The organism is Streptomyces sp. NPDC088254 (assembly GCF_044740925.1).
Classification (GTDB): domain Bacteria; phylum Actinomycetota; class Actinomycetes; order Streptomycetales; family Streptomycetaceae; genus Streptomyces.
On record NZ_JBIURQ010000004.1, the window covers coordinates 247,081 to 267,921 of the forward strand.

22 protein-coding genes are annotated in these 20,841 nt (G+C 72.1%); 11 read left to right on the top strand and 11 right to left on the bottom strand.

Translation table 11 applies throughout. The features are described from left to right. Positions 1 to 285 precede the first annotated feature (285 nt). Positions 286 to 1,227, bottom strand: coding sequence for a LysR family transcriptional regulator (locus tag ACIOC0_RS14110; RefSeq protein ID WP_402155277.1), 942 nt, complete (start codon positions 1,225 to 1,227; stop codon positions 286 to 288). Between the two features lie 131 nt (positions 1,228 to 1,358). On the opposite strand from ACIOC0_RS14110, the gene ACIOC0_RS14115 reads away from it, so the two are divergent. From ACIOC0_RS14115 to ACIOC0_RS14145, 7 genes are all read left to right on the top strand, one after another. Next, a complete protein-coding gene (locus ACIOC0_RS14115; protein WP_402155278.1) occupies positions 1,359 to 2,363 on the top strand; it encodes a fumarylacetoacetate hydrolase family protein in 1,005 nt (334 codons plus the stop codon). Next, positions 2,360 to 3,331 carry a cyclase family protein gene (locus ACIOC0_RS14120; RefSeq protein WP_402155279.1) on the top strand — a complete coding sequence of 324 codons (972 nt, stop codon included), beginning with the start codon at positions 2,360 to 2,362 and terminating at the stop codon, positions 3,329 to 3,331. Before ACIOC0_RS14115 ends, ACIOC0_RS14120 begins: the two co-directional genes overlap by 4 nt. A 23-nt stretch (positions 3,332 to 3,354) precedes the next feature. After that, on the top strand, positions 3,355 to 4,476 hold the full coding sequence (locus ACIOC0_RS14125; protein ID WP_402155280.1) for an FAD-dependent oxidoreductase: 1,122 nt from the start codon (positions 3,355 to 3,357) through the stop codon (positions 4,474 to 4,476). Further along, on the top strand, positions 4,473 to 5,549 hold the full coding sequence (locus ACIOC0_RS14130; RefSeq protein ID WP_402155281.1) for an amidohydrolase family protein: 1,077 nt from the start codon (positions 4,473 to 4,475) through the stop codon (positions 5,547 to 5,549). The genes ACIOC0_RS14125 and ACIOC0_RS14130 overlap by 4 nt, the downstream gene beginning before the upstream one ends. A 22-nt stretch (positions 5,550 to 5,571) precedes the next feature. Beyond that, positions 5,572 to 6,510 (top strand): VOC family protein, encoded by a 939-nt coding sequence (locus ACIOC0_RS14135; protein ID WP_402155282.1) that lies wholly within the window; start codon positions 5,572 to 5,574, stop codon positions 6,508 to 6,510. 107 nt (positions 6,511 to 6,617) lie between these two features. Next, the gene (locus tag ACIOC0_RS14140) at positions 6,618 to 7,595 is read left to right on the top strand and encodes a fumarylacetoacetate hydrolase family protein (RefSeq protein ID WP_402155283.1); all 978 of its coding nucleotides are present in this window, start codon (positions 6,618 to 6,620) and stop codon (positions 7,593 to 7,595) included. Next, complete coding sequence (locus tag ACIOC0_RS14145; protein ID WP_402155284.1) at positions 7,592 to 8,374, top strand: SDR family NAD(P)-dependent oxidoreductase; 783 nt, start codon at positions 7,592 to 7,594, stop codon at positions 8,372 to 8,374. Before ACIOC0_RS14140 ends, ACIOC0_RS14145 begins: the two co-directional genes overlap by 4 nt. Positions 8,375 to 8,948: 574 nt before the next feature. On the opposite strand, the gene ACIOC0_RS14150 is transcribed toward ACIOC0_RS14145, so the two are convergent. The 6 genes from ACIOC0_RS14150 to ACIOC0_RS14175 all read right to left on the bottom strand — a co-directional run bounded on the left by ACIOC0_RS14150 (position 8,949) and on the right by ACIOC0_RS14175 (position 14,216). Then, positions 8,949 to 9,074, bottom strand: coding sequence for a hypothetical protein (locus tag ACIOC0_RS14150; RefSeq protein ID WP_402155285.1), 126 nt, complete (start codon positions 9,072 to 9,074; stop codon positions 8,949 to 8,951). A 49-nt stretch (positions 9,075 to 9,123) separates the two neighbouring features. Next, positions 9,124 to 9,891 carry a ferritin-like domain-containing protein gene (locus ACIOC0_RS14155; protein WP_402155286.1) on the bottom strand — a complete coding sequence of 256 codons (768 nt, stop codon included), beginning with the start codon at positions 9,889 to 9,891 and terminating at the stop codon, positions 9,124 to 9,126. A 93-nt stretch (positions 9,892 to 9,984) separates the two neighbouring features. Then, entirely contained in the window at positions 9,985 to 11,280 is a 1,296-nt protein-coding gene (locus tag ACIOC0_RS14160; protein WP_402155287.1) for a phosphatase PAP2 family protein, read from the bottom strand. Between the two features lie 294 nt (positions 11,281 to 11,574). Next, on the bottom strand, positions 11,575 to 12,780 hold the full coding sequence (locus tag ACIOC0_RS14165; RefSeq protein WP_402155511.1) for an acyltransferase family protein: 1,206 nt from the start codon (positions 12,778 to 12,780) through the stop codon (positions 11,575 to 11,577). A 141-nt stretch (positions 12,781 to 12,921) separates the two neighbouring features. Then, positions 12,922 to 13,527, bottom strand: coding sequence for a hypothetical protein (locus tag ACIOC0_RS14170; RefSeq protein ID WP_402155288.1), 606 nt, complete (start codon positions 13,525 to 13,527; stop codon positions 12,922 to 12,924). Then, complete coding sequence (locus ACIOC0_RS14175) at positions 13,524 to 14,216, bottom strand: RNA polymerase sigma factor (protein ID WP_402155289.1); 693 nt, start codon at positions 14,214 to 14,216, stop codon at positions 13,524 to 13,526. The genes ACIOC0_RS14170 and ACIOC0_RS14175 overlap by 4 nt, the downstream gene beginning before the upstream one ends. A gap of 124 nt (positions 14,217 to 14,340) precedes the next feature. Between ACIOC0_RS14175 and ACIOC0_RS14180 the strand changes: the two genes are divergently transcribed. After that, entirely contained in the window at positions 14,341 to 15,015 is a 675-nt protein-coding gene (locus ACIOC0_RS14180; RefSeq protein ID WP_402155290.1) for a nucleotidyl transferase AbiEii/AbiGii toxin family protein, read from the top strand. 59 nt (positions 15,016 to 15,074) lie between these two features. Beyond that, positions 15,075 to 15,197, top strand: coding sequence for a hypothetical protein (locus tag ACIOC0_RS14185; protein ID WP_402155291.1), 123 nt, complete (start codon positions 15,075 to 15,077; stop codon positions 15,195 to 15,197). Here ACIOC0_RS14185 and ACIOC0_RS14190 read toward each other — a convergent pair. The 3 genes from ACIOC0_RS14190 to ACIOC0_RS14200 form a co-directional block, all read right to left on the bottom strand. Further along, positions 15,172 to 16,329, bottom strand: a complete 1,158-nt coding sequence (locus ACIOC0_RS14190) for a M20/M25/M40 family metallo-hydrolase (RefSeq protein ID WP_402155292.1) — start codon at positions 16,327 to 16,329, stop codon at positions 15,172 to 15,174. The two genes, ACIOC0_RS14185 and ACIOC0_RS14190, sit on opposite strands and share 26 nt — an antisense overlap. Positions 16,330 to 16,450: 121 nt before the next feature. Then, on the bottom strand, positions 16,451 to 17,188 hold the full coding sequence (locus ACIOC0_RS14195; RefSeq protein WP_402155293.1) for a rhomboid family intramembrane serine protease: 738 nt from the start codon (positions 17,186 to 17,188) through the stop codon (positions 16,451 to 16,453). Continuing rightward, a complete protein-coding gene (locus ACIOC0_RS14200; protein WP_402155294.1) occupies positions 17,185 to 18,417 on the bottom strand; it encodes an MFS transporter in 1,233 nt (410 codons plus the stop codon). The genes ACIOC0_RS14195 and ACIOC0_RS14200 overlap by 4 nt, the downstream gene beginning before the upstream one ends. 170 nt (positions 18,418 to 18,587) lie before the next feature. On the opposite strand from ACIOC0_RS14200, the gene ACIOC0_RS14205 reads away from it, so the two are divergent. Beyond that, the gene (locus ACIOC0_RS14205) at positions 18,588 to 19,589 is read left to right on the top strand and encodes an ArsR family transcriptional regulator (RefSeq protein WP_402155295.1); all 1,002 of its coding nucleotides are present in this window, start codon (positions 18,588 to 18,590) and stop codon (positions 19,587 to 19,589) included. A 367-nt stretch (positions 19,590 to 19,956) separates the two neighbouring features. Further along, the gene (locus ACIOC0_RS14210) at positions 19,957 to 20,460 is read left to right on the top strand and encodes a glutathione peroxidase (RefSeq protein ID WP_402155296.1); all 504 of its coding nucleotides are present in this window, start codon (positions 19,957 to 19,959) and stop codon (positions 20,458 to 20,460) included. 147 nt (positions 20,461 to 20,607) lie between these two features. Here ACIOC0_RS14210 and ACIOC0_RS14215 read toward each other — a convergent pair whose 3' ends face one another. Beyond that, positions 20,608 to 20,799, bottom strand: a complete 192-nt coding sequence (locus ACIOC0_RS14215) for a DUF397 domain-containing protein (RefSeq protein WP_351091464.1) — start codon at positions 20,797 to 20,799, stop codon at positions 20,608 to 20,610. Between the last annotated feature and the right edge of the window lie 42 nt (positions 20,800 to 20,841).

A 20,841-nucleotide genomic window follows, 5' to 3' on the forward strand; every position in this document is an offset into this window, starting at 1 on the left:
AACTCCACGTGGCGGGTCGGGAGGGGGACGGGGCGGTGCGGCCCTCGTGGTCGGGCCGTCCGGTATCCGTGGCAGGTTCGGAGTGGGGAGCCGATGACTGCCGGGCGTCGCGGCGGGCCGGCTCGCCGGGCGCCTGCGCGGTCCCGGCAGTGGGGGATGGTGTGGCTCCGGTGCCGGGTGGGGACGACTATGGGTCAACGGACAGGTCCTGCCTAGCCCTCATCCGATCGATATCGAAGATGTGGATCATCCGGGCCTTGGATGCCGGGCATCCGTAGGAGCCCGTTATCTCGGTGCGACCGTGGCGATACGGCCGGGCTCGGAAGCGGCCAGCTCCGCTCCCACGCGGGCCGCGGTCTCGCGCAGCCAGATGTGGGCCGCGTCGTGGGTGTGCACCGGGTGCCACCACAGTGCCTCCTGGAGCGGGACCGCCCCATAAGGCGGTTCCATGAGGCGTACGGCGGCCACGCCGCGCAGCTTCTCGGCGAGGCGCTGCTGTACCAGGGCGATCCGGCGGGTGCCCGCGACCAGGAAGGGCAGTGCTTGGAAGCTGTCGACGGAGACCTCCACGCGGGGATCGACACCGAGCATGCTCAGCTGCCGGGCGGCCGGAGCGTCGTAGGCGCGCTGGTAGACGACCCAGGGAAGCCGTGCCAGGTCGTCCATGGTCAGCTGGTCGCCGACCTCGTCGTTCGTCTCGGCCACCAGGAAGGCCCAACGGTCGGTGAACAGGTCGACGGCGGGGAAACCGCTGATGATGCCGCGCGGCATCAGAAGCCCGTCGGCCGTGCTGAGCAGCGGTGCCGTGTCCTCAGTGACATCGATGGGTGTCCTCTGGAAGCGCAGCCGTACCCCCGGGGCCTCGGCGTGCACGGTCCGGGCGAGCTCGGTGCCGAACACGGCGAGGGCGTAGTCGGAGGTGAGGAGGGTGAACTCGTGTTCCTCACTGCCGGGAGAGAAGTCGGCCCTGCTGCTGAAGACCCGTTCCAGCAGGTCGCAGGCGGTCGAGGTGCGGTCCAGCAGAGCGCGGCCGAGGGCGGTCAGTTCGTACTGTTTGCCGACGCGTGAGAGCAGTTCGTCGTCGAAGTGGCGGCGCAGGCGGGCCAGGGCCGCGCTCATCGCCGGCTGACTGAGCCCGACGCGCTGCCCGGCGCGGGTGACGTTGCGTTCCTCCAGCAAGGCCCGCAGGGACAGGACGAGATTGAGATCGAGGCCGGAGAGGGACATGGCGCCTCCAGAGCGAGCCCCTTGCGGGCGGCAATCATTCACACCACAGATGATCATTATCTAAAGAATCTATTTCCCAGATTACGGGGTGGCGGTCACATTGGTCTCACCGCAATCTGGAGGACATTCCCGTGAACCTCGCAGTCGCTTCCGCGTCCTTCTCCTTCTCCGGGCCCTTCGCCCTTGGCGTTCTCTCCTCCTCCGACCTGGCGCCTTTCCCCGGTCTTGTGACCCCCGGGGGGCGCGTTCTGGATCTTCGTACGGCCCTCGGGGAGCCGGCCCTGACGGCCCGGGGGATCTTCGAGCGCTGGGACGAGCTGCTCCCTCGCCTGCACGAGGTAGCGGCCGACGAGACGGCCGACTGGCGGCCGTTGGAGCACCTGCGGGCGCACGCGCCGGTCGCGCCCCGCCAGGTCTTCCAGTCCGGTGCCAACTACCGGCAGCACGTGATCGACCTGGAGGTCGCCCACCGCGCCCCCGACGACCCTCGCACGGTGGAGGAGGCGCGCGCGGAGATCGCCGCGGTCATGGACCGGAGGGCGGCCGAGGACCTGCCGTACGTGTTCATCGGCCTGCCGAGCGCGATCACCGGCCCCTTCGACGACGTCGTACTTCCGGACTGGGCCGAACAGCCCGACTGGGAGCTGGAGTTGGCGGCCGTCATCGCCAGGCCCGCCTACCGGGTGACGGTCGCGGAGGCCCTGGAGTACGTGGCCGGCTACACCATCGCCAACGACCTCACCGACCGCTCCACCGTCTTCCGCCGGGACATGAAAGCCATCGGCACCGACTGGCTGCGCTGCAAGAACGCTCCCGGTTTCACCCCGCTCGGCCCGTGGATCGTGCCCGCCGATGCGATCGCCGACCCGGGTGACCTACGTGTCACGCTGAAGCTCAACGGCGAGACCATGCAGGACGAGTCCACCAAGGACATGCTCTTCGGCATCGCGCGGCTGGTGTCGTACATCTCCCGGACCTCCCGGCTTCTGCCCGGCGACCTGGTGCTCACCGGCAGCCCGGCCGGCAACGGCATGCACTGGGGACGGCTGCTGCGCGACGGCGACGTCATGGAGGGCTCCATCACGGGCCTGGGCGCGCAGCGCAACCGCTGCGTCGCCGAGAGGACCGCGTCGTGACGGCCCCGCCCGACCCCCCGGATGCCGAGGCCGCGATCGCCGAGGCCGCCAAGCGGTGTTCCAACTGGGGGCGTTGGGGCGAAGACGACGTGCTCGGCACGCTGAACTTCCTCGACGAGGCCAAGCGCCGCGAGGGTGCGGCACTGGTCCGCCGGGGCATGAGTTTCTCGCTTGCGCAGCGGTTCGACATGAACGGGCCGCAGAAGGGCTGGCGCCGCCGCACCAACCCCGTCCACACCATGCTGGACACGGGAACGGACGCGGCGCTGGGCAACCAGGGCTTTCCGCACGGCATCGGCGGCGCCGACGACGTGATCACGATGCCCCTGCAGTGCTCCACCCAGTGGGACGGGCTCGGACACATCTTCGACCACGGCAAGGCGTGGAACGGGCGGGCGGCCGAGAGGGTCGTCACCTCTGACGGCGATCTGGTCACCGGCATCGAGCACATGGCCCCGTACGTCGCCGGGCGCGGAGTCCTCCTCGACGTCGGCCGGGTGATCGGCGACGAACGCGGGGAACTGCCGGACGGTTTCGCGATCACCGAGGAACACCTGACCTCGACGGCCGAGGCGCACGGCGTGGCCGTAGGCCGCGGGGACATCGTCATCGTCCGGACCGGGCGGCTGACGCGCGCCCGCCGCGAGGGCTGGGGCGACTACGCGGGCGGAGACTCTCCCGGTCTGTCCTTCACCACCGCCGGCTGGCTGCACGCGAGCGAGATCGCCGCGATCGCCACCGACACGTGGGGCTTCGAGGTACGGCCGAACGAGTTCGACGGCGCCTTCCAGCCGCTGCACCAGGTCGTCATCCCCAACATGGGCCTGCTCATCGGCGAGATGTGGGACCCCGACGCTCTCGCGGACGACTGCGCGTCCGACGGCGTGCACGAGTTCTGGCTCACCGCCGCGCCCCTGCCCATCACCGGAGCCGTCGGCTCCCCCGTCAATCCGGTCGCCGTCAAGTGAACCGTCCAACAAGGGAGTCGGCCATGGAAGGAAAGAGAGTCCTGGTCATCGGAGGGGGTACCTCCGGCAACGTCATGACCGTGCTGCTGCGGCGGGCCGGCGTCGACGTCGACCTCGTCGAGGTCAAGGAGGACTGGAACGTACGCGGCTCCGGCATCACCCTCCAGGGCAACGCCCTGCGCGTACTGCGCGAGATCGGCGTCTGGGACGAGGTCCGCGAGCGCGGCTTCGGCTTCGACTCCCTGGGGCTGACGACGCCCGACGGCACCGTGCTCCACGTCGGCGAGGTCCTCCGCACCGGCGGAGACGACCTCCCCGCCACCCTGGGCATGCAGCGCCCGGTGCTCCAGCGCATCCTCGTCGACGCCGTCCGGGCATCCGGCGCGAACATCCGGCTCGGCACCACCGCCGAGATCCTCACCGAGGACGACACGTCAGTGACCGTCCGGTTCAGTGACGGCACCGAGGGCAGCTACGACCTCGTCGTGGCCGCCGACGGCCTGCATTCCGCGACCCGCGCCGCCATCGGCATCGACGTCAAACCCGAGCCGACCGGCATGGCCATCTGGCGTGTCCCGGCGCCCCGCCCGGCCGGAGTGGAGCGCAGCGACCTCTGCCACGGCGGGCCCTGCTACATCGCCGGCTACACGCCCACCGGCGAGGACACGATCTACGCCTATCTGGTGGAGGCCGGCCGCGACCGCGACACGATCCCGCCCGAGTCCTACGCGCAGGAGATGCGCCGCCTCGCTGAGGGCTACGGCGGTGCCTGGGACGAGATCCGTGACTCGATCACCGACCCGGCGCAGGTGAACTACACCTGGTTCGACCGGATGCTGGTCGAGGGGTCCTGGCACCGGGGCCGGGTCGTCCTCGTCGGCGACGCCGCGCACTGCTGCCCGCCCACGATGGCCCAGGGCGCGGCGATGGCCATGGAGGACGCCTGGGTGCTGTCCCAGCTGCTGACCAGCGGATCCGCGTGGGACGAGGAACTGCTCACGCGCTACCACGAGCGGCGGATCGATCGGGTCCGGTTGGTCGTCGAAGCGTCCGTGCAGATCGGGCAGTGGCAGCTCGACGGCGTGCCCGGTGACGTGCCCGGGCTGCTGGGCGCCACCATGCCGGTGCTCAAGGAGCTGCCGTGACGGCCCACCCGCCCCCGGCTACCGCTGGGAGCCGCCCCCAGCCCGACCCCCGCCCCTCGTCGAGCATGGACGCGCACACTTCCCCGACTGTCGACGTACACGCGCACGTCCTGATCCCCGAGGTCGAGGCCCTGGTGGCCGGCCTGCCGGGCCTCGCGGAGGCCAGGGCCCTCGACGCCCGCCGCAACGGGCCCGCGGCCCAAGCCGTCAGCGGCCCCATGGTCGCCGAGCGCATTCCGAGGCTGACGGACGTTGCCGTACGGCTGGCCGCGATGGACGCACAGGGTGTGGACGTCCAGTTGGTCAGCCCGTCGCCCTCGCACTACCACTACTGGGCGGACGAGGAGACGGCGGAGAAGGTGTACCGCCTGGCCGACGAGGCGACGGCCGCCCACTGCGCCCGGGCGCCCCACCGGCTGCACGGTCTGGGCCTCGTCCCCCTGCAGCACCCGGAGTCGGCCGTGCGCGCGCTCGAGCTAGCCGTGGATATGGGCCTGTTGGGTGTCGAGATCTCCTCGCACGCGCCAGGCCGGGAGCTGTCCGACCCCGCGTACGAACCCTTCTGGACCCGGGCCGAGGAGACGGGCGCGATCCTCTTCCTGCACCCCTTCGGCTGCACGCTCGACGAGCGCCTCGACCAGTGGTACCTGTCCAACACCGTCGGCCAGCCCACCGAGAACGCCGTCGCCCTCTCGCACCTGATCTTCTCCGGGGTGCTGGACCGGCACCCGGAGCTGAAGGTGATCGCCGCGCACGGGGGCGGCTATCTGCCCACCCACATCGGCCGCTCCGACCACGCCTGGTCGGCCCGCTCCGACGCGGGAGCGGGCTGCGCCCACCTGCCCAGCAGCTACCTCAAGCGCTTGTACTTCGACTCCCTGGTCCACGACCCGCAGGAACTGCGGGCGCTGATCGGCGCGGTCGGCCCGGACCGTGTGCTGCTCGGCTCCGACTTCCCCTTCGACATGGGCACCGAGGACCCCGTCGGCGCACTGCGCGCCGCACGCCTGCCCGACGACGACTTCCACGCCGTGCGCGGTGGCAACGCGACAACGCTGCTGCGCCTCACCTGACCCCCGCACAGGAGAACCCGCCATGAGCACCCGCCTGCTCACACATCTGCGGCACGTCGACCTCGCCGTGCCCGACTACGACAAGCAGCTCGACTTCTACGCCGGCGTCTGGGGCCTGACCCAGGTCGCCGAGGACTCCGGCATCTCCTTCCTCGCCGCCGAAGGCAGCCCCGAGCAGTACGTGGTACGGCTGCGCAAGGCCGAGGAGAAGCGCCTCGACCTCGTCTCGTACGGCGCCGCCTCCACCGAGGACGTGGACACCCTCGCCGATCAACTCCTTGCGAGAGGCGTTCAGTTGATCTCCCAGCCGGGCAAGATCGACACACCCGGTGGCGGCTACGGCTTCCGCTTCTTCGACGTCGACGGCCGCACCATCGAGGTCTCCGCCGATGTCGAGGCACGGCAGCACCGCCGTATCGAGGAGAAGGAGGCGATCCCGGTACGCCTGTCGCACGTGGTGCTCAACTCCCCCGATCTGAACAAGACCCGTGAGTGGTATGAGACCCACCTCGGCTTCCGGCTCTCCGACACCCTCAGCTCGACGCACATGGGCGAGGTCATGCACTTCATGCGGATCTCCAACCAGCACCACTCCATGGCCATCGCCAAGGGCCCGCACACCTCCCTGCACCACGTCTCCTTCGAGATGCGCGGCCTGGACGAGTACATGCGCGGCTCCGGCCGCGTGATCCGCGCCGGCTTCAAGAAGGTCTGGGGGCCGGGCCGGCACCTGGCGGGCGACAACACGTTCACGTACTTCCTGGACCCGCACGGCAACACCGTCGAGTACACGACGGAACTGGAGCTGCTGGACGAGGACACCTGGCACCCCCACGTCCACGACTTCTCCCGGCCCGAGGTCACCGACCAGTGGGGCACCGCCAACCCCATGAACGAACTGGTCGCCAAGGAGTCCTTCAACGACGTCGACCGCGGCTGCTTCGTCGCCCCGCCGGTCTGACCCCCTCGAACCCCGGGGACGCGGTGGCCCTGTCGACCGCCCTGACGCCCTTGCCGCGTCCCCGGTTTCCACCGCTGTTCGAAGACCCCCGGAGCCTGGAGCCGTGCATGCGTTTCGCCACCTATGAACATCGACACCAGCGACGGGTCGCCGTCGTGGCGGAGGACGGCACCCTCCACCCGGTTCCCGGGGCGCGCTCGCTCACGGAGCTGATCAGCTGCGGCGACGGACTCGACGCGCTCCTGCGCGCCGGCGCCGCCACGCTCGACGTCCCGCCGGGCCCTCACGTGTCCGAGGTGCGGCTGCTGCCACCGCTACAGCCGCCCACCGTGCGGGACTTCGTCACCTTCGAGGAACACGTCGAAGGCGTACGGCGCTCCGTCGACGGGGCCGGCGTCGGCGGGGTGCCCGAAGCCTGGTACGACGCCCCGACGTTCTACTTCACCAACCCGTACGCCGTCATCGGCGCCCACGACGACGTCCCGGTGCCGCCGGGCAGCGGAGTCCTCGACTTCGAGCTGGAGGTCGCCGCCGTCATCGGCCGGGAGGGGCGGGACCTGACGCCCCAACAGGCACGGGACCACATCATCGGCTACACCGTCTTCAACGACTGGTCGGCCCGCGACCTGCAGTCCCGTGAGATGCAGGTCCGCCTCGGCCCGTGCAAGGGCAAGGACACGGCCGCCACCCTCGGCCCGTACCTGGTCACCGCCGACGGGCTGGAGCCGTACCGCGACACCGACGGCTTTCTGCGCCTGGCGCTCACTGCCTCGGTGAACGGCGAGGTCGTCGGCAAGGACCTGCTGTCCAACATGAGCTGGACCTTCGAGGAGATGGCCGCCTACGCCTCACGCGGCACCGTCGTCCGCCCCGGCGACGTGCTCGGCTCCGGCACCTGCGGCAACGGCGGCTGCCTCGCGGAGCTGTGGGGCGTCCGGGGCGAGCAGTCCCCGCCCCCGCTGAAGCCGGGAGACACCGTCACCCTCACCGTGGAGGGCATCGGCACGGTCTCCAACACCGTGGTCGCGGGCAGGGAGCCCGAGCCGCTGCCGACCGCCCGCCGCCGCACCCGGGAGCGGCCGTGAAGGACCTGCACCCCCAAAGACTCCTCGGCAAGGTCGTCGTCGTGACCGGTGCCGCGCGCGGCCAGGGCGCCGCCGAGGCCGAGGCACTGACCCGTGAGGGCGCCCGCGTCATCGCCACCGACGTGACCGAGGCCCCCGGCTGCCGCCGCCTCGACGTCACCGACGAGGAGCACTGGGCGGAGCTGGCCGCCGAACTGCGGGAGTCGTACGGCCAGGTGCACGGCCTGGTCAACAACGCGGGCATCACCTGGCGCGCCCGCCTCGGCGATGTGACCCCCGACGACTTCGCCCGAGTCCACGCCGTCAACGTCACAGGACCGCTCCTTGCCATCCAGCACCTCACGCCCCTCATGCCACCCGGCTCGTCCATCGTCAACGTCGGCTCCACCGCCGCGCTCAGCGGCCACTACCCGGTCGCCTATACGACCAGCAAATGGGCGCTGCGCGGCCTGTCGAAGACCGCGGCCACGGAGCTCGGCCCGCGCGGCATCCGCGTCAACACGATCCACCCCGGGTTCATCGAGACCGGGATGACCGCCTCCGCCGCCCCCGCCTTCCGCGAGGCGAACATCCGCGAGACCCCTCTCGGCCGCACCGGCACGGTGGACGAGATCACCCCGCTCGTGGTCTTCCTCCTGTCCGACGAGTCCTCCTTCATCACCGGCGCCGAGATCCCGGTCGACGGCGGGCTCACCGTGCACGGCGGCGTCAAGTCCATCTCGGACGCTCTGAGTTCGACTGCTGTGGATTCGGCTGCTTCGAGTCCGGAGGGGAATTGAAACGGCTGGAAGGGAAGGCGGCCCTGACATCGGGCACGGCCCGCGGTCATGGACGCGCGGCCACACTGTCGTCGCCCCGACCAGCCGGTGCAGGCTGCCCAGGCCGGACGGCGGGGTGCCGCCCTCGCTGCTTCTGTTGGTGAGCAGGTGCAGCCGCCCGCCCCGTAGCGCGACCGGGTGCGCACCTCTTCAGCAGCACGGCGTCGGTCTCGCTGCGCGCCCGGTAGAGCACGACGACGTCGCCAGGGGCCCCCTCAGACATGGCCCGCATGGGCGTGATCCCCACACGCCCGGCGATCAGCTGGGCACCGGGCCGAGTCCGGCACAGCGAGGTGGACGCCCCGCATGATCCCTCGACGCCGACGCGGCTGACGACCAGGACGTCCCGCTCACCGATCGCCGCCCGCACCAGGAGCACGACCGAGGCCAACCCGACGGCGCCCCGCCAGTCCTCGCTGGGAGTGACCACCGCTTCCCCGGCGTAGACGGCGGCGCACGCCACCGCGAGCGCGGGCACGGACCGGCGGGCGGGCTCGGCCAGTCCGACGAGGTAGGCCGCGAACCCGGCGACGGCCTACGGCTCGCGGGGGATGTCGAGGAGCGACGCCGTGACCAGGGCGGCCAGTACGGCCGTCAGCACCGCGACGGGCCAACGGCGGCGCACGGCGATCGGCAGGCCGACCATGGCTGCGATCAGCAAGCCGAGCCAGGGCGGCCCTGTGTAGACGGGCTGCCCGTGGTCTTCGGGGTCAGACCTGGGTATGACCCTCTGGCTTCGGGCAGGGTCCGGGTGGGTTTGTCCGGGCGTCCGGGTCGGGGGTCAGGATCGCGGTGACGACCGTCGTGGATGACTTCATGACGTCGGCGACGAATCTCAGGCGGCCGACGGCGAGGCGGCGTAGGGCCGGGCCGTGGTCGGCTGCTACGACGAGGGCGGCCGCGAGCAGGAGCAGCCGCCACGCTGCCATCACCGGGCGGCGCGCCGGACGGGGCAGTTCCGTCAAAGAGGCGTGCAGGCGCTCGCAGTGGAACGGGACGTGGCGCTGCTCGTCGGACAGGATCCGGGCGGCCACGTCCGAGGTGAGCGGGTCGTCCGTACCGTCGCGCAGGGCGCGGTAGTAACGCAGGGCCACCACTTCCGCGATCATCAGCACCAGCAGTTCCATGCGCAGGCCCATCAGGCGCCGTAGCCGCACGAAGACCGTGTCGCTCCAGTGGCCCGCCAGCGTCTTCCGGCCGCCCGCCGCCAGGAGCAGGGCGAGGAGGCGGGCGTGGTTCTGTTCCTCGGCGACGAAGAGTCTGACCGCCTGCGCGTAGTCGGCGTCGCCGGCCTGGTCGGCTTTGGCTACGAGGTTGGCGCCGTCGCCGTCCTCACCGACCTGGAAGCGCTGGATGCCGGCCCACACCGCCGGGTGCAGCGTCGCGCCCCTCGTCCAGTCAGGGTCGCCCTGGGCGCTCCTGCGGTCGCGTTCGTCCTCGAACCGCCTTGTCCACTCGGCGAAGCCGCTCGTACGCACCCCGTCCCCCCTTCCCGGACACGGACGCCGTGCCCCGGAAAGGGGGGACGCGCGCGGGGGCCGAGCCGTTCCACTTCGGCTCCGGCGGCGGTCTCAGGCCGGCTCGGGTTGCGGCTCCGGGCGTCGGGCCGGGGCGAGGGACGGTTCCCAGAGTCTGGTGGTGCGCCGGTAGCCGTAGATCACCGAGGCCATCGCCAGGACGAGGAGGGGGCCGGACACGGCCGGGTACGCGGCCAGTTCCGTCGGCAGGAAGCGGTACGACACCAGGAGCGCGGCGAAGACCGCGGTGCCGTGGAGAACGAGGTGGACTCCCGCCCGGTCCCAGCCCCGGTCGAACGAGCGCAGGCCCGCCTCGATCGTGAGCGCGAACACCACGCCTGCGACGAGGTCCACGCCGTAGTGGTAACCGAAGCCGAGGGTCGCCGTGAGCGTGGCGATCAGCCAGAACGTGCCCGCGAACCGCAGCAGGCGGGGCGCCTTGCGGGTGTGGATGAAGATCGCGACGGACCACGCCGTGTGCAGGCTGGGCATGCAGTTTCGGGGGGTGAGACCGTCGTACGGCACCGGCTGCGGGGCGGTGACCGTGGGCGGGGTGTTCGGCCACAGGTTGGCCACCGCCCACTGCACGCCGCCGGTGCCGGAGGCCCCCGGGCCGTAGGCGAAGACCGGCCCCACGACCGGGAAGATCATGTAGATGGCGGGCCCGAGAAGGCCGATCACCAGGAACGTGCGGACCAGGTGATGGCGCGGGAAGCGGCGTTCGGCCGCCACGCGGCGCAGCTGGTACAGCGCGACGACGACCGCGGCGACCGCGAGCTGCGCGTAGACCCACTGGAGAAGGTGGGAGCTGATCGGGCTGGTGGCCTCGACCATCCGGCCCACCAGCCACGACGGGTTGCCCAGCGCCTGATCGGCGGTCACCACGTAGGGGTCGAGCACGTCGGTGCGGGTCTTCGCCGTGATGAACAGCCAGGTGTCGCCGATCTTGCGGCCGGCCACCAGCAGCAGGGCCAGGCCGACGCCCTTCAGCAGCAGGACGCGTTCCGGGCCGGTGCGGCGCGTGACGGCGATGACCGCGGTGCCCAGCATCACCCACAACGCGCCGTTTCCGACGGAATGGTCCTCGGGTATCCGGGCGTCGACCGCCCACCGCACCAGCGCGAAGACGGCGTCGATGCCGATCGCCGCGCCGGCCGCGACGAACCGCTGCCGCCAGGTGAGCACCACCATCATCAGCGCCAGGCCGCCGTACAGCGGCCCCGGCTTCGGGGCGAACACCAGGGCTTCCACCTGGGTGGTGATGGGGCCCGGTTCGCCGTAGCGGCGTGCGGCGATCTCCAGTGCGACGAGGAGCACGAGAGCGACCGCCCCCGCCGTCGCCCACAGCATTGCGCGCCCATGACGCCGCGCGACCGGCGAGATCCTGTCGCTTGTCCGCGAAAACACCCGCGATGGTCTGGTTATCAATCGTCTGGCCGCTTTTGTCGAGTGGTCGATGAACGAAAGGCGACAGGGGTCACCATCGCGAGATCGAACATACTATCGGATAGAGTGTGAAGTCGGGCTTGGGTCCTTGAATCGGTCGCCCTCGGGGCGGCACGGGACTCCTGAGTCTTCTCCACCCCGGCTGTCTATCACCGTGCTTCGCCGACCGGTAGGTCGGTGCTCACAGTGACGCCGGGATCATCCGCCGGCTCGCCCCCGTAGCCGCCGGGAAAGAGCGCGGCCCCATCTCTGGGGCGGGGTCTCGACATAGCGGTGGGTCAGCCAGGAGAGAGGGAGGAGAACGGCTGCGAAGGCCGCCTCCAGGACGAGGTCGTCGCGGGCGGAGCGGCCGATCGTGGCGTCCGTCACGGCCAGCATCACCGGGTGGAGCAGGTAGACGGAGTAGCTGATCGCCCCCAGGGCCGTCAGCCAGCGGGGGGTCCGCCGGTGCCGGAGGGCCCAGCCGGCGGCGAAGGTGAGGACGGCCAGCAGGAACGCCGTGAGCCAGCCGCGTTCCGTGAACTGGCGGGCGTCGCCGTGGCCGTGGGCACTGGCCACGGCGCACAGCAGCACCACCGCGGTCGCGCAGGCGGTGGCGCGCCACCTCACCTGACCGTGCTCGGCGCGGTGGATCGCCGTGCCCAGGAACATCACGGCGAGGATCGTCAACCCCTCCCAGACGGGGACCGTGCCGTTCGCCGTCACCAGCAGCAGGGCCAGCAGTCCGCCCAGCACGCCCCCGGCCGTGCGCAGTACGGGCCGCCCGGCGCAGGCGCAGCAGACGGCGGTCGTCATGGCGACGGAGGTGATCGCCACCAGCGGGCCGGTGCCCAGGGCGTGGGAGAGGGCCGAGGGCGGCAGGCTGACTCCGGCCGCGACGCCGGCGGCGGCCAGTACGGCCAGGGTGACCGCGACCGTCGCCGAACGGTAGTGCCGGCCCACCGTGAAGAGGGCGACGGTGAGGAGATAGAACGCCATCTCGTAGGAGAGCGTCCACAGGACCAGCAGGAGGTTGGGGGTGCCCAACAGCTCCTGGAACATGGTCAGATGGGCGGCGGCCACGGTGGCCAGGGGCTGCTGCGCCAGGTCGGGGCGGATCCGGGCCAGGTCCAGCGCGTGCAGCGCCGCCAGCACCGTGACGGCCACCGCCCACAGCGGGTACACGCGGAACAGGCGTCCGATCCAGAACGTCCGCACGGAGCCGCCGCGTTCGAGGGACGCGGGGATGATGTAGCCGCTCACCAGGAAGAACACCATGATGCCGTAACGGCTGGTGTTGAACTCAGGCATCAACTCCTGCCGGAACTGCGGCAGGAACGCGTACGAGGAGTGGTCGAAGACGACGACCAGGGCGGCGAGGCCTCTGAGGGCGTCCAGCCAGCCGGCCCTGGGTCTCTCCCGCAGCGGTGTCACTTGGGGTGAGAGCGATGAATCGGTGCGTAATCGGCCGGGTTCCACGGGTACTTGGGAGGGGGGCATGGACAAGCGCCTTTCTTCGCGGGGGAGATCGCGCGTTGGAGGCCGAGTCGTTCTGGTCGCCGGGTGTTACTTCTTCGGCTTCGAGCGGTCCGGCAGGGCGAGTTTCAGGGAGACGCAGGGTTCCGCCTTGGTCCCGGCGGCGTAGTGCTCGACCGCGCGGGCCCTGTGGTCGCCCGCCGTGTTCTCGAAGGCGAGCAGGTCGCCTCTGCCCAGGGTGAAGTCCCAGCTCGACTTCAGGGGTACCACGGGTACGGGGTCGCCCTGCTCGTCCAGAGCCACCAGCGTGGAAGCGGGGGCGCTGCGCTCGCACACGTACCCCGGTGGCAGTACGTCGATCGTCACGTGGATCTCCCAGGGGCGCAGCGCCCTCGCCAGGGCCTCCTGGGCCTCCACGCTGATGAACTGCTCCCGGACCGTGAGCCTCACTTTGCCGTCGCCGCGCCCCTGCACCGCGTACGCGACCGGCTGGGCCGGTGGTTCGGAGGCGAGCACGGGGCCGAGCCCGAGCAGCGAGGCGAGTCCGAGCAGCGCGCAGGGCAGCGCCACGACGGCCAGGCGGCGGGGGGCGAGCAGGCGGCGCGGCGGTGTCGCGGGGGGCGGCTGCTCGCGGAACGCGATGTCCCGTTTCAGCTCGGCCAGCAGACGGTCCTCGAACGTCGGCCTCGTGCTCATGCCTCTCCCCCGGAGACGTACATCAAGGGTCCGTCCGGCGTCCGCGCCGCCTCCGGACGCCGCCGGGTCACGGGTGCAGCCGAAGCCGTGGGCGCGGCACTCGCAGTCGTCGGGACCGATGCCGTCGTCGCGGCCGTCGCCGTCGTCGCGGCCGCCTCGGCGCGCAGCGCCCGGCGCGCGCGGTGCAGGCGCACCCTCGCGGTGACCTGGCGGATGCCCAGCGCGGCCGCCGCCTCGGTGATGGTCAGCTGGTCCACGGCGATCAGCTCCATCACCGCCCGCTCCCCCTCGGGCAGTCGCGCCAGCGCGGCCAGGGCGCGCCGCCCCGGGCTCTCCGCGTCGAGCTTGTCCTCCAGGCGGACGACGTCGTCGGCGTCCAGCAGCCGTCTCCCGGACAGGCGCAGATCGCGTGCGGCCTCACGGGCGATCCGGCGGCGCTCCGACGACACGACGTTGCGCGCGACGCCGTACAGCCAGGCCGTCTCGCTGCCGAGACTCGGGCGGTACGAGGCGGCCGAGTCGAGGACGGCGAGGAAGATCTCGGCGGTCAGGTCCGCCGCGGTGTGCGGGTCGTCCACCCGGCGGGCCACGAAGCGCAGGACGGCGTCCACATGACGTCGGTAGAAGTCCTCGAAGAGGCGCGGGTCCCGTAACGCCGCCTCCGGCTCACCCCGTTCAGCGCCGTCCACGGGCGGCCTCCTTGTCGTCGTCGGGCAACGTCGTCGTCTGTTCTTGGTCCGAGGCGGGAGAAGCGTTACACGGGGCGGGCGTGACATGTGTGCCGTCGGCCGCCCGTTGCCCGAGACTGGCCCTGTGAGAGTGACCGATCTGCACCGCCGTCTGCTGGCCGACCTCCTCGACCTGGGCGCGCCTTACCTCTTGGCGCTGACCGGTGGTCACGCCGCCCAGGCGCACGGGCTCGTGGAACGCGTCGTACGGCATGTGGCCGTCGCGACCGAGAGCCCGGCCGGGATGGAGGACATCGCCGGCGTGCTCCGGGCGGGGCTGCAGGAGCGCGGGTGGCTCGTCCCTCGGCCTCCGGAGACGGATCCCCTCTCCGCCCGGCTGGTCGTCGTCGAACCGGTCACCGGTGAGGAATGCCAGGTCGACGTCCTCAAGGAGGTGCTGTGGCGGCCGCCCGTGCCCACGGACCTGGGTCTCGCCCTCTCCCTGGAGGACGTGGTCGGCACGAAGGTCCGGGCGTTGGCCGACCGGGGGCTGGCCCGCGACCTCATCGACGTCCACGCCGCCGCGGGGCGCTGGAGCCACCCCGAGCTGGAGGAACTGGGCCGTCGCCACGCCCGCGACGCCTTCGACCTCGCCGACCTCCAGGCCCGTCTGACCGGCGCGGAGATGATCGACGACGTCGAGTTCACCGCGTACGGCCTCGACGGTCCCGCCGTGGCCGCGCTGCGCCGGTGGGCGCAGGAGTGGGCGGACGACATCGCGGAACGCCTTCTGGAGTCGTCGCCTCCGGAGGAGGAGTGAGGGTCGCACTGCCCGGACCCCTGACTCTCAAGGGCTACTGAGCCGGCTGGGAGGCTGACGTGAACGTCAAGGACATCATCGAACGCAAGAAGCAGTGGCGGGCGCATGCGGCCCGGGTCAAGGTGCTCCCGACGGACCAGCGGATCTCGGGCCGGTTCAGCGGCGGGCGAGGACCCGGGTGATCAGTTCGGTCAGCAGGTGGGTGCGGGGGAGCATGTGGGGGATCTTCACGTGCTCGGTGTCCGCGTGGGGGCCCTCGCCCACCGCGCCCAGGCCGTCCAGGGTGGGGCAGCCCGCCGCCGCCGTGTAGTTGGCGTCGGAGGATCCCCCTACGGCTCTTCCCGCCAGGGGCGCCTGGCCCAGGTCCGCGGCGGCGCGCGCGGCGAGGGCGAACAGGTCGGCGGAGGCCTGCGGTGGCATCGGCGGGCGTTGCGCGCCGCCCACGATCTCCAGACGCGCGCCGGGCGTCACGGGAGCGAGACCGCGTACGAGGGCGTCGACGCGGTGCTGCGCCGTCGCCGTCGGCACCCGGACGTCCACCCACAGGCTCGCGCGCGCGGGCACCGTGTTGCGGACGCTGCCCGACGACAGCAGCGTCGGCGTGACAGTCGTCGCGCCGAGGACGGGGTGGGCGGCGTCGGCGGGCAGCGCGGCCTCGATGCCGGCGACGGCCAGGACCTGGTGGGCCGCCTCGACGGAGGCGTTGATCCCCTCGTGCGGCTCCACCCCGGCGTGCGCGGCCCGGCCGTGCACCACGATCTCGTACCGCGAGGTGCCCTTGCGGGCGGTCTTCACCGCGCCCCGCGCGTCGGCCGCCGCCTCCAGCACGAAGGCGGCCGCGCAGCGCCGCGCGGTCTGCTCGACGAGCGCGCGCGAGGTCGGGGAGCCGACCTCCTCGTCCCCGGTGACCAGCACGCACACCCCGGACGGCGAGGGCAGCGAGGCCAGCGCGTGGAACATCTGCACCAGGCCCGCCTTCATGTCGAGGACGCCCGGACCGCGGGCGATCCCGGCCTCGGCCGACCAGGGGTGGGAGCGGAGCGAGCCGAGGGGCCACACCGTGTCGTGGTGGCCCAGCAGCAGGACGCGCGGACTGCCGAACGTCCACCGCAGGTGGGTCACCCCGTCGATCACGATCGTCTCCGGCGCGGCACCCAACAGCCGTGCGCCGAACACGCCGACCGTGCGGGCGCTGCGCGCCACCGCGGCGTGGTCGGCGGAGAAGGACTCGCACCGCACGAGTTCCTCCAGGTCGGCCAGCATCGCCCGCAGGCCGGCCGGCATCGCCGGCGACTCCGCCCGCCGTCCTGGCATGGCCCGTCTCCTTCCGCCGGGAGCGCCGTCGCCGTATCCACGACGGTAGGGCGGGTCGGGACCTGCCACCAGCGGCGGGGCCGCGAAGGCCCGGCGAACGGGCTGCGAGGGCCCCGCCCGGTCAGAGCAGGCCCAGGTCGTCCAGTTCCCTGTGGAGGTCCGCGCGGGGGTGGTCGGCGGGCGTCGACGGCACGGAGCGGCGCTTCGGGGCGCGGGCGGTGGCACCGGTCGCGAGTGCCGGGGCGGCGGCCTCGGGGCGGGCGCCGCGGTCGCGGTCGCGGAAGAGCCAGGCTCCCGCGAGACCGCCGACCAGCCCGCCCAGGTGGCCGAGCCAGCTCACGCCGGGCGTGCCGGGGACGGCCGTGGTGAGCAGGTAGGCGAAAGAGGCCGCCATGACCAGGCCGATCAGGGTGTCGATCAGGTGCCGGTCGAAGAGCCCGCGGACGACGACGTAGGCGAAGTACCCGTAGACCAGGCCGCTCGCGCCGACCGTCACCGCGTCGCCCTGCTCCAGGAGCCACACCGCCGTGCCGCTGGTGAGGGCGACCAGCAGGCTGAGCCCGAGGAAGCGGGCGACGCCGCGGTACGCGGCGAGGAAGCCGAAGACGAACAGCGGGCCGGAGTTGCTCTCGATGTGGGCCCAACTCCAGTGCAGGAACGGAGCGGACAGCACATGGGGCAGCGATCCGACGTCGCCGGACGACACGCCGAAGTCACGGGCGAGTCCGTAGTCCTGTGCCGCGTTGGCCAGTTGCACCAGCCAGACGATCGCCAGGAACGCGAACACCGTGAAGAACGCCTTGCGCGCCTCCGCGATCAGCTGTTCCGGACTGACCGGCGCCCCTTCCGTCCTGTTCATCCCGCTTCCCCTCCCCGGCGGATCCCGTCTCCCTCTCCTCGCACTCTACGGAGTTCGGCGGCTCCTCGGGATCCCGCCCGGGCCAGTGTCAGGGTCACCACGACCGACGCGAGCGCCATCGCCGTCATCGCCGTTCCCGGCGAGGCGAGTTGGGCCGCGGCGCCGGCGAGGGCGGCGCTCACGCCCTGGAGGGTGAGCATCCCGGCGGAGTGCAAGCCGAGGGCCTGGCCGGCGAGTTCGGGCGGGGTGAGGGCCATCAGGCGTTCCTGCTGGACGAGGCTCGCGCCGAATCCGACGGAGGCCAAGGCGACGGTGACCGCGGCGACGGGCAGCGGCGGGCGAAGGACGAAGACGGCGTACGGGGCGGCCAGGAGCAGCAGGAGCGGGGTGGCGAGGCGGCTGCGCACCGCGGGCGGGAGGAGGCGGCCGACGGCGAGGTCGCCGGCCAGCATGCCCAGCGCCGCGCACGCGAACAGCGTGCCCGCGGCATCGGGGTCGTACGACACGAAGAGGGCTTCGCAGCCGACGATCAGACCGTTGGGCAGCCACAGGCCGAGATAGAGCAGCCGGCGTGGACGGGAGGACCACAGGCGGGCGTTGGTGCGCCAGGTCCGCGCGACCGAGGGGCGGCCCACGGCACGGGGTGCGCGGACGGTCAGCCCGACGCGGGCGACGAGCGCGGCGCCGGCGTGGAGGAGGGCGGCGAGGAGGAGGACGGGCCGTGGGGAGAGGACGGCGACGAGGACGCCGCCGGTCGCGTACCCGGTGATCTGCAGCAGCCCGTGCGTCATGTTGAAGACGGACCGCGCGGCGAGGTAGCCGCCCTCGGGGACGATCTCGTTGAGCAGGCCCCAGCGCACCCCGCCGCCGAGGGCCGCGACCAGCCCCTGCGCGAGGACGGCGACGAAGACGGCCCCGATCGGCAGCCCCGGCAGGGCGAGTACGGCCGTGATGACGGCGAAGGCCAGGGAGAGGCCGGCCAGGACACGTCTCGGCGGGAGGCGGTCGGCCCCGGAGAGGAGGAGCGTCGCACCGAGGACCTGGGCGAGGGACGGCCCGAACATGCTCACCGCCGAGAGGAACGGAGAGCCGGTGGCACGGTGGACGAGGGTGCCCAGGGCGAGTCCCGCGATGGTCTGGGCGGCGGTGTGGGCGGCTGAGGACAGGAGGAGGGGGCTGAACTCCGGGGTGCGGAAGAGGGGTCGGTATCCGGTCGCGCTGAGCGTCATGCGGGGAGTCTCGGGCGGGGCGGGAGGGGGTGGTTATTGTTTCGCCGGGGTGCGAAACGTTGGGGTGCGGTGGGGAGTCGGGCTTGGCTGGGCCTGGCGTGGGAGGGGCGTGAGCCCTGGCTCCGAGCGGGACCGTTTTGCCGTGTGGCAGAGGTGAGGGGGTGGGGCGGGTGGGGTGGTGGCAGGTGAACGCCGACACGCTCGCCGGGAGCCGGTTTCTGATCTCGCCGCTCGCCGAGACCTTCGCGAGTCTGAAGCTGCTGCACTCCGGGGCGGGCGCTCATCCCGGGGAGACGGCCTGGCTGCGGGCGCATCTGCCCGGTTACCGGGCGCGGCTAGCCGCCGATCCCGTCACGGCGCGGCTGGTGCGGGCGGGGCTCGGGCGGTACTGGCTCGCGGACTTCCTGACGCCCACCCCGAGGGACGGGGAGAGCTTCGAGGACGGCCTCGGCAGGGTGCGGTCGGCGCGGCCGGCGGACGCCCTGGCGCATCTGCGGATGTCCCTCGCGGGACCGCTGCCGGACGTCCTTGAGCGGGACGATCTGCCCGAGCGGGCGGCGGCGCTGCTGGAGTACGTGTGGGAGGCGGCCGTACTGCCCTACTGGGAGCGGCGGCGCAGAGTCCTCGAAGCGGATGTCGCGGTGCGGACGGCGCAGGTCAGTCGGGGCGGGTGGGCCTCGGTGCTGGATTCGTTGCGGCCGGGGACGCGGTGGCTCGGGGAGAGCCGGCTGCAGGTGAACCTGCATGAGTACCCTCCTCGGGAGATCTCCGGCGCGGAGCTGCTGTTCGTGCCGGTGACTCCGCGCGCGGGGTGGGTGTCGTGGGAGGAGGCGGAGGGGCGGGGAGGGGCTGGGGAGCGGGGAGGGCGGGGACGGTATGCCGTCGTCTATCCCTGCGTGGGGGCTCTCGCCGGGGACTGCGGCGGCGCAGCGGCGACGCCTGCGCTGAGCGCGCTGCTGGGGGCTGGGCGGGCGATGGTCCTGGTGCTGCTCGGGGAGGGTGCGCTGACCACGACGCAGCTGGTCGCGTCGACCGGGCAGGGGTTGGGGTCGGTGGGTCGGCATCTGCGGGTGCTGCTGGACGCGGGGCTGGTGGAGCGGCGGAGGGTGGGACGGTCGGTGCTGTACTCCCGGACGGGGGTGGGGGATGCGGTGGTGGAGGCGGGGGGTTAGTTGCTGCGCGGGTCGGCTGGGGCTGGGGGGGGGTGGGTCGCGCAGCCCGGTGCTGCCGGGGTGCCGCCGCGCCCACCCGTGCCGCCCCAGCGGCACGACTGCCCGCGGTCGGGCGGACCGGGCGGGCCCGCGTGGTTGGGCGGGTGTGCGGCCTGGGCCGGGCGTGATGCGGGGTGGACACCGGGTGCGGCAGCACCGGGAAGGGGCGCGGGGAACTGCGCGACCGGCCACGACGGCGCAGCGCCGAACCGACAACGCATCGCGGCACTCCCCTCGGCGCAACCGCGAACCGGCGCACGGTGCTTTCCAGGCACCGCGCCCGGGTGAGGGGCAGGGTTGAGGCAGCGGAGCGTTTAGCATCGCGGGCATGACTACTGATGCTGTTGGTTCGCCCCTCGACGTGGAGATCGGTGCGCTCAAGGGAGGCGGCGCTGAGCTCTCGCGGTATGCCGGGCAGGTCGTGCTGGTGGTGAACGTCGCGTCCAACTGCGGTCTGACGCCGCAGTACACGGGGCTGGAGCGGCTCCAGGAGCGGTACGCCGAGCAGGGCTTCACCGTGCTCGGGGTGCCCTGCAACCAGTTCCTCGGGCAGGAGCCGGGCTCCGCCGAGGAGATCGCCGAGTTCTGCTCCGCCACGTACGGCGTGACCTTCCCGCTGACCGAGAAGGTCGAGGTGAACGGGGACGGCCGGCACCCCCTCTACGAGCGGCTCGTCGGCTTCGCCGACGCCGAGGGCCACTCCGGCGACATCCGGTGGAACTTCGAGAAGTTCCTCATCGGGCGGGACGGCACAGTCGTGGCCCGTTTCTCGCCGCAGACCGAGCCGGAGTCCGCCGAGGTCGTCGCCGCTGTCGAGAAGCACCTGGGCTGAGAATCCCCGGGCCGGGATTCCCGAGTGCGCCAGGGCGCAAGCCGAGCCCCCTCGGCAAGGACGGCGAGCTCGTCGAGAGGGCTTGGCCGGTCGCGGCACTGAGCGAGGAGTTCAGGACCTGTCCTCCCCCTGAGCCGTGACCGGAGACTACGCCTTGACCGAGGCGACGAAGACGTTCCACGCGGTGGCGGGGAAGTCCAGCACGGGCCCGTTCTCGACCTTGGAGTCCCGAACGGCCATGGCCGCGACGACCGGCGACTTGATCTCGACGCACGCGCCGTTGCCGGTGGAGTAGGAGGACTTGGTCCACGTGTCCGTGGCACCCTGACGAATTGCCATTTTTTTGCTCCGGATTGCCGGTGTGATGAGTTGCTGTGTCGC

Bases quoted from the DNA above. Each gene is read 5' to 3' on its own strand.
- ACIOC0_RS14110 (WP_402155277.1), bottom strand. From the start codon at position 1,227: ATGTCCCTCTCCGGCCTCGATCTCAATCTCGTCCTGTCCCTGCGGGCC.
- ACIOC0_RS14125 (WP_402155280.1), top strand. From the start codon at position 3,355: ATGGAAGGAAAGAGAGTCCTGGTCATCGGAGGGGGTACCTCCGGCAAC.
- ACIOC0_RS14135 (WP_402155282.1), top strand. From the start codon at position 5,572: ATGAGCACCCGCCTGCTCACACATCTGCGGCACGTCGACCTCGCCGTG.
- ACIOC0_RS14140 (WP_402155283.1), top strand. From the start codon at position 6,618: ATGCGTTTCGCCACCTATGAACATCGACACCAGCGACGGGTCGCCGTC.
- ACIOC0_RS14160 (WP_402155287.1), bottom strand. From the start codon at position 11,280: ATGCTGTGGGCGACGGCGGGGGCGGTCGCTCTCGTGCTCCTCGTCGCA.
- ACIOC0_RS14170 (WP_402155288.1), bottom strand. From the start codon at position 13,527: ATGAGCACGAGGCCGACGTTCGAGGACCGTCTGCTGGCCGAGCTGAAA.
- ACIOC0_RS14190 (WP_402155292.1), bottom strand. From the start codon at position 16,329: ATGCCAGGACGGCGGGCGGAGTCGCCGGCGATGCCGGCCGGCCTGCGG.
- ACIOC0_RS14195 (WP_402155293.1), bottom strand. From the start codon at position 17,188: ATGAACAGGACGGAAGGGGCGCCGGTCAGTCCGGAACAGCTGATCGCG.
- ACIOC0_RS14200 (WP_402155294.1), bottom strand. From the start codon at position 18,417: ATGACGCTCAGCGCGACCGGATACCGACCCCTCTTCCGCACCCCGGAG.
- ACIOC0_RS14210 (WP_402155296.1), top strand. From the start codon at position 19,957: ATGACTACTGATGCTGTTGGTTCGCCCCTCGACGTGGAGATCGGTGCG.
- ACIOC0_RS14215 (WP_351091464.1), bottom strand. From the start codon at position 20,799: ATGGCAATTCGTCAGGGTGCCACGGACACGTGGACCAAGTCCTCCTAC.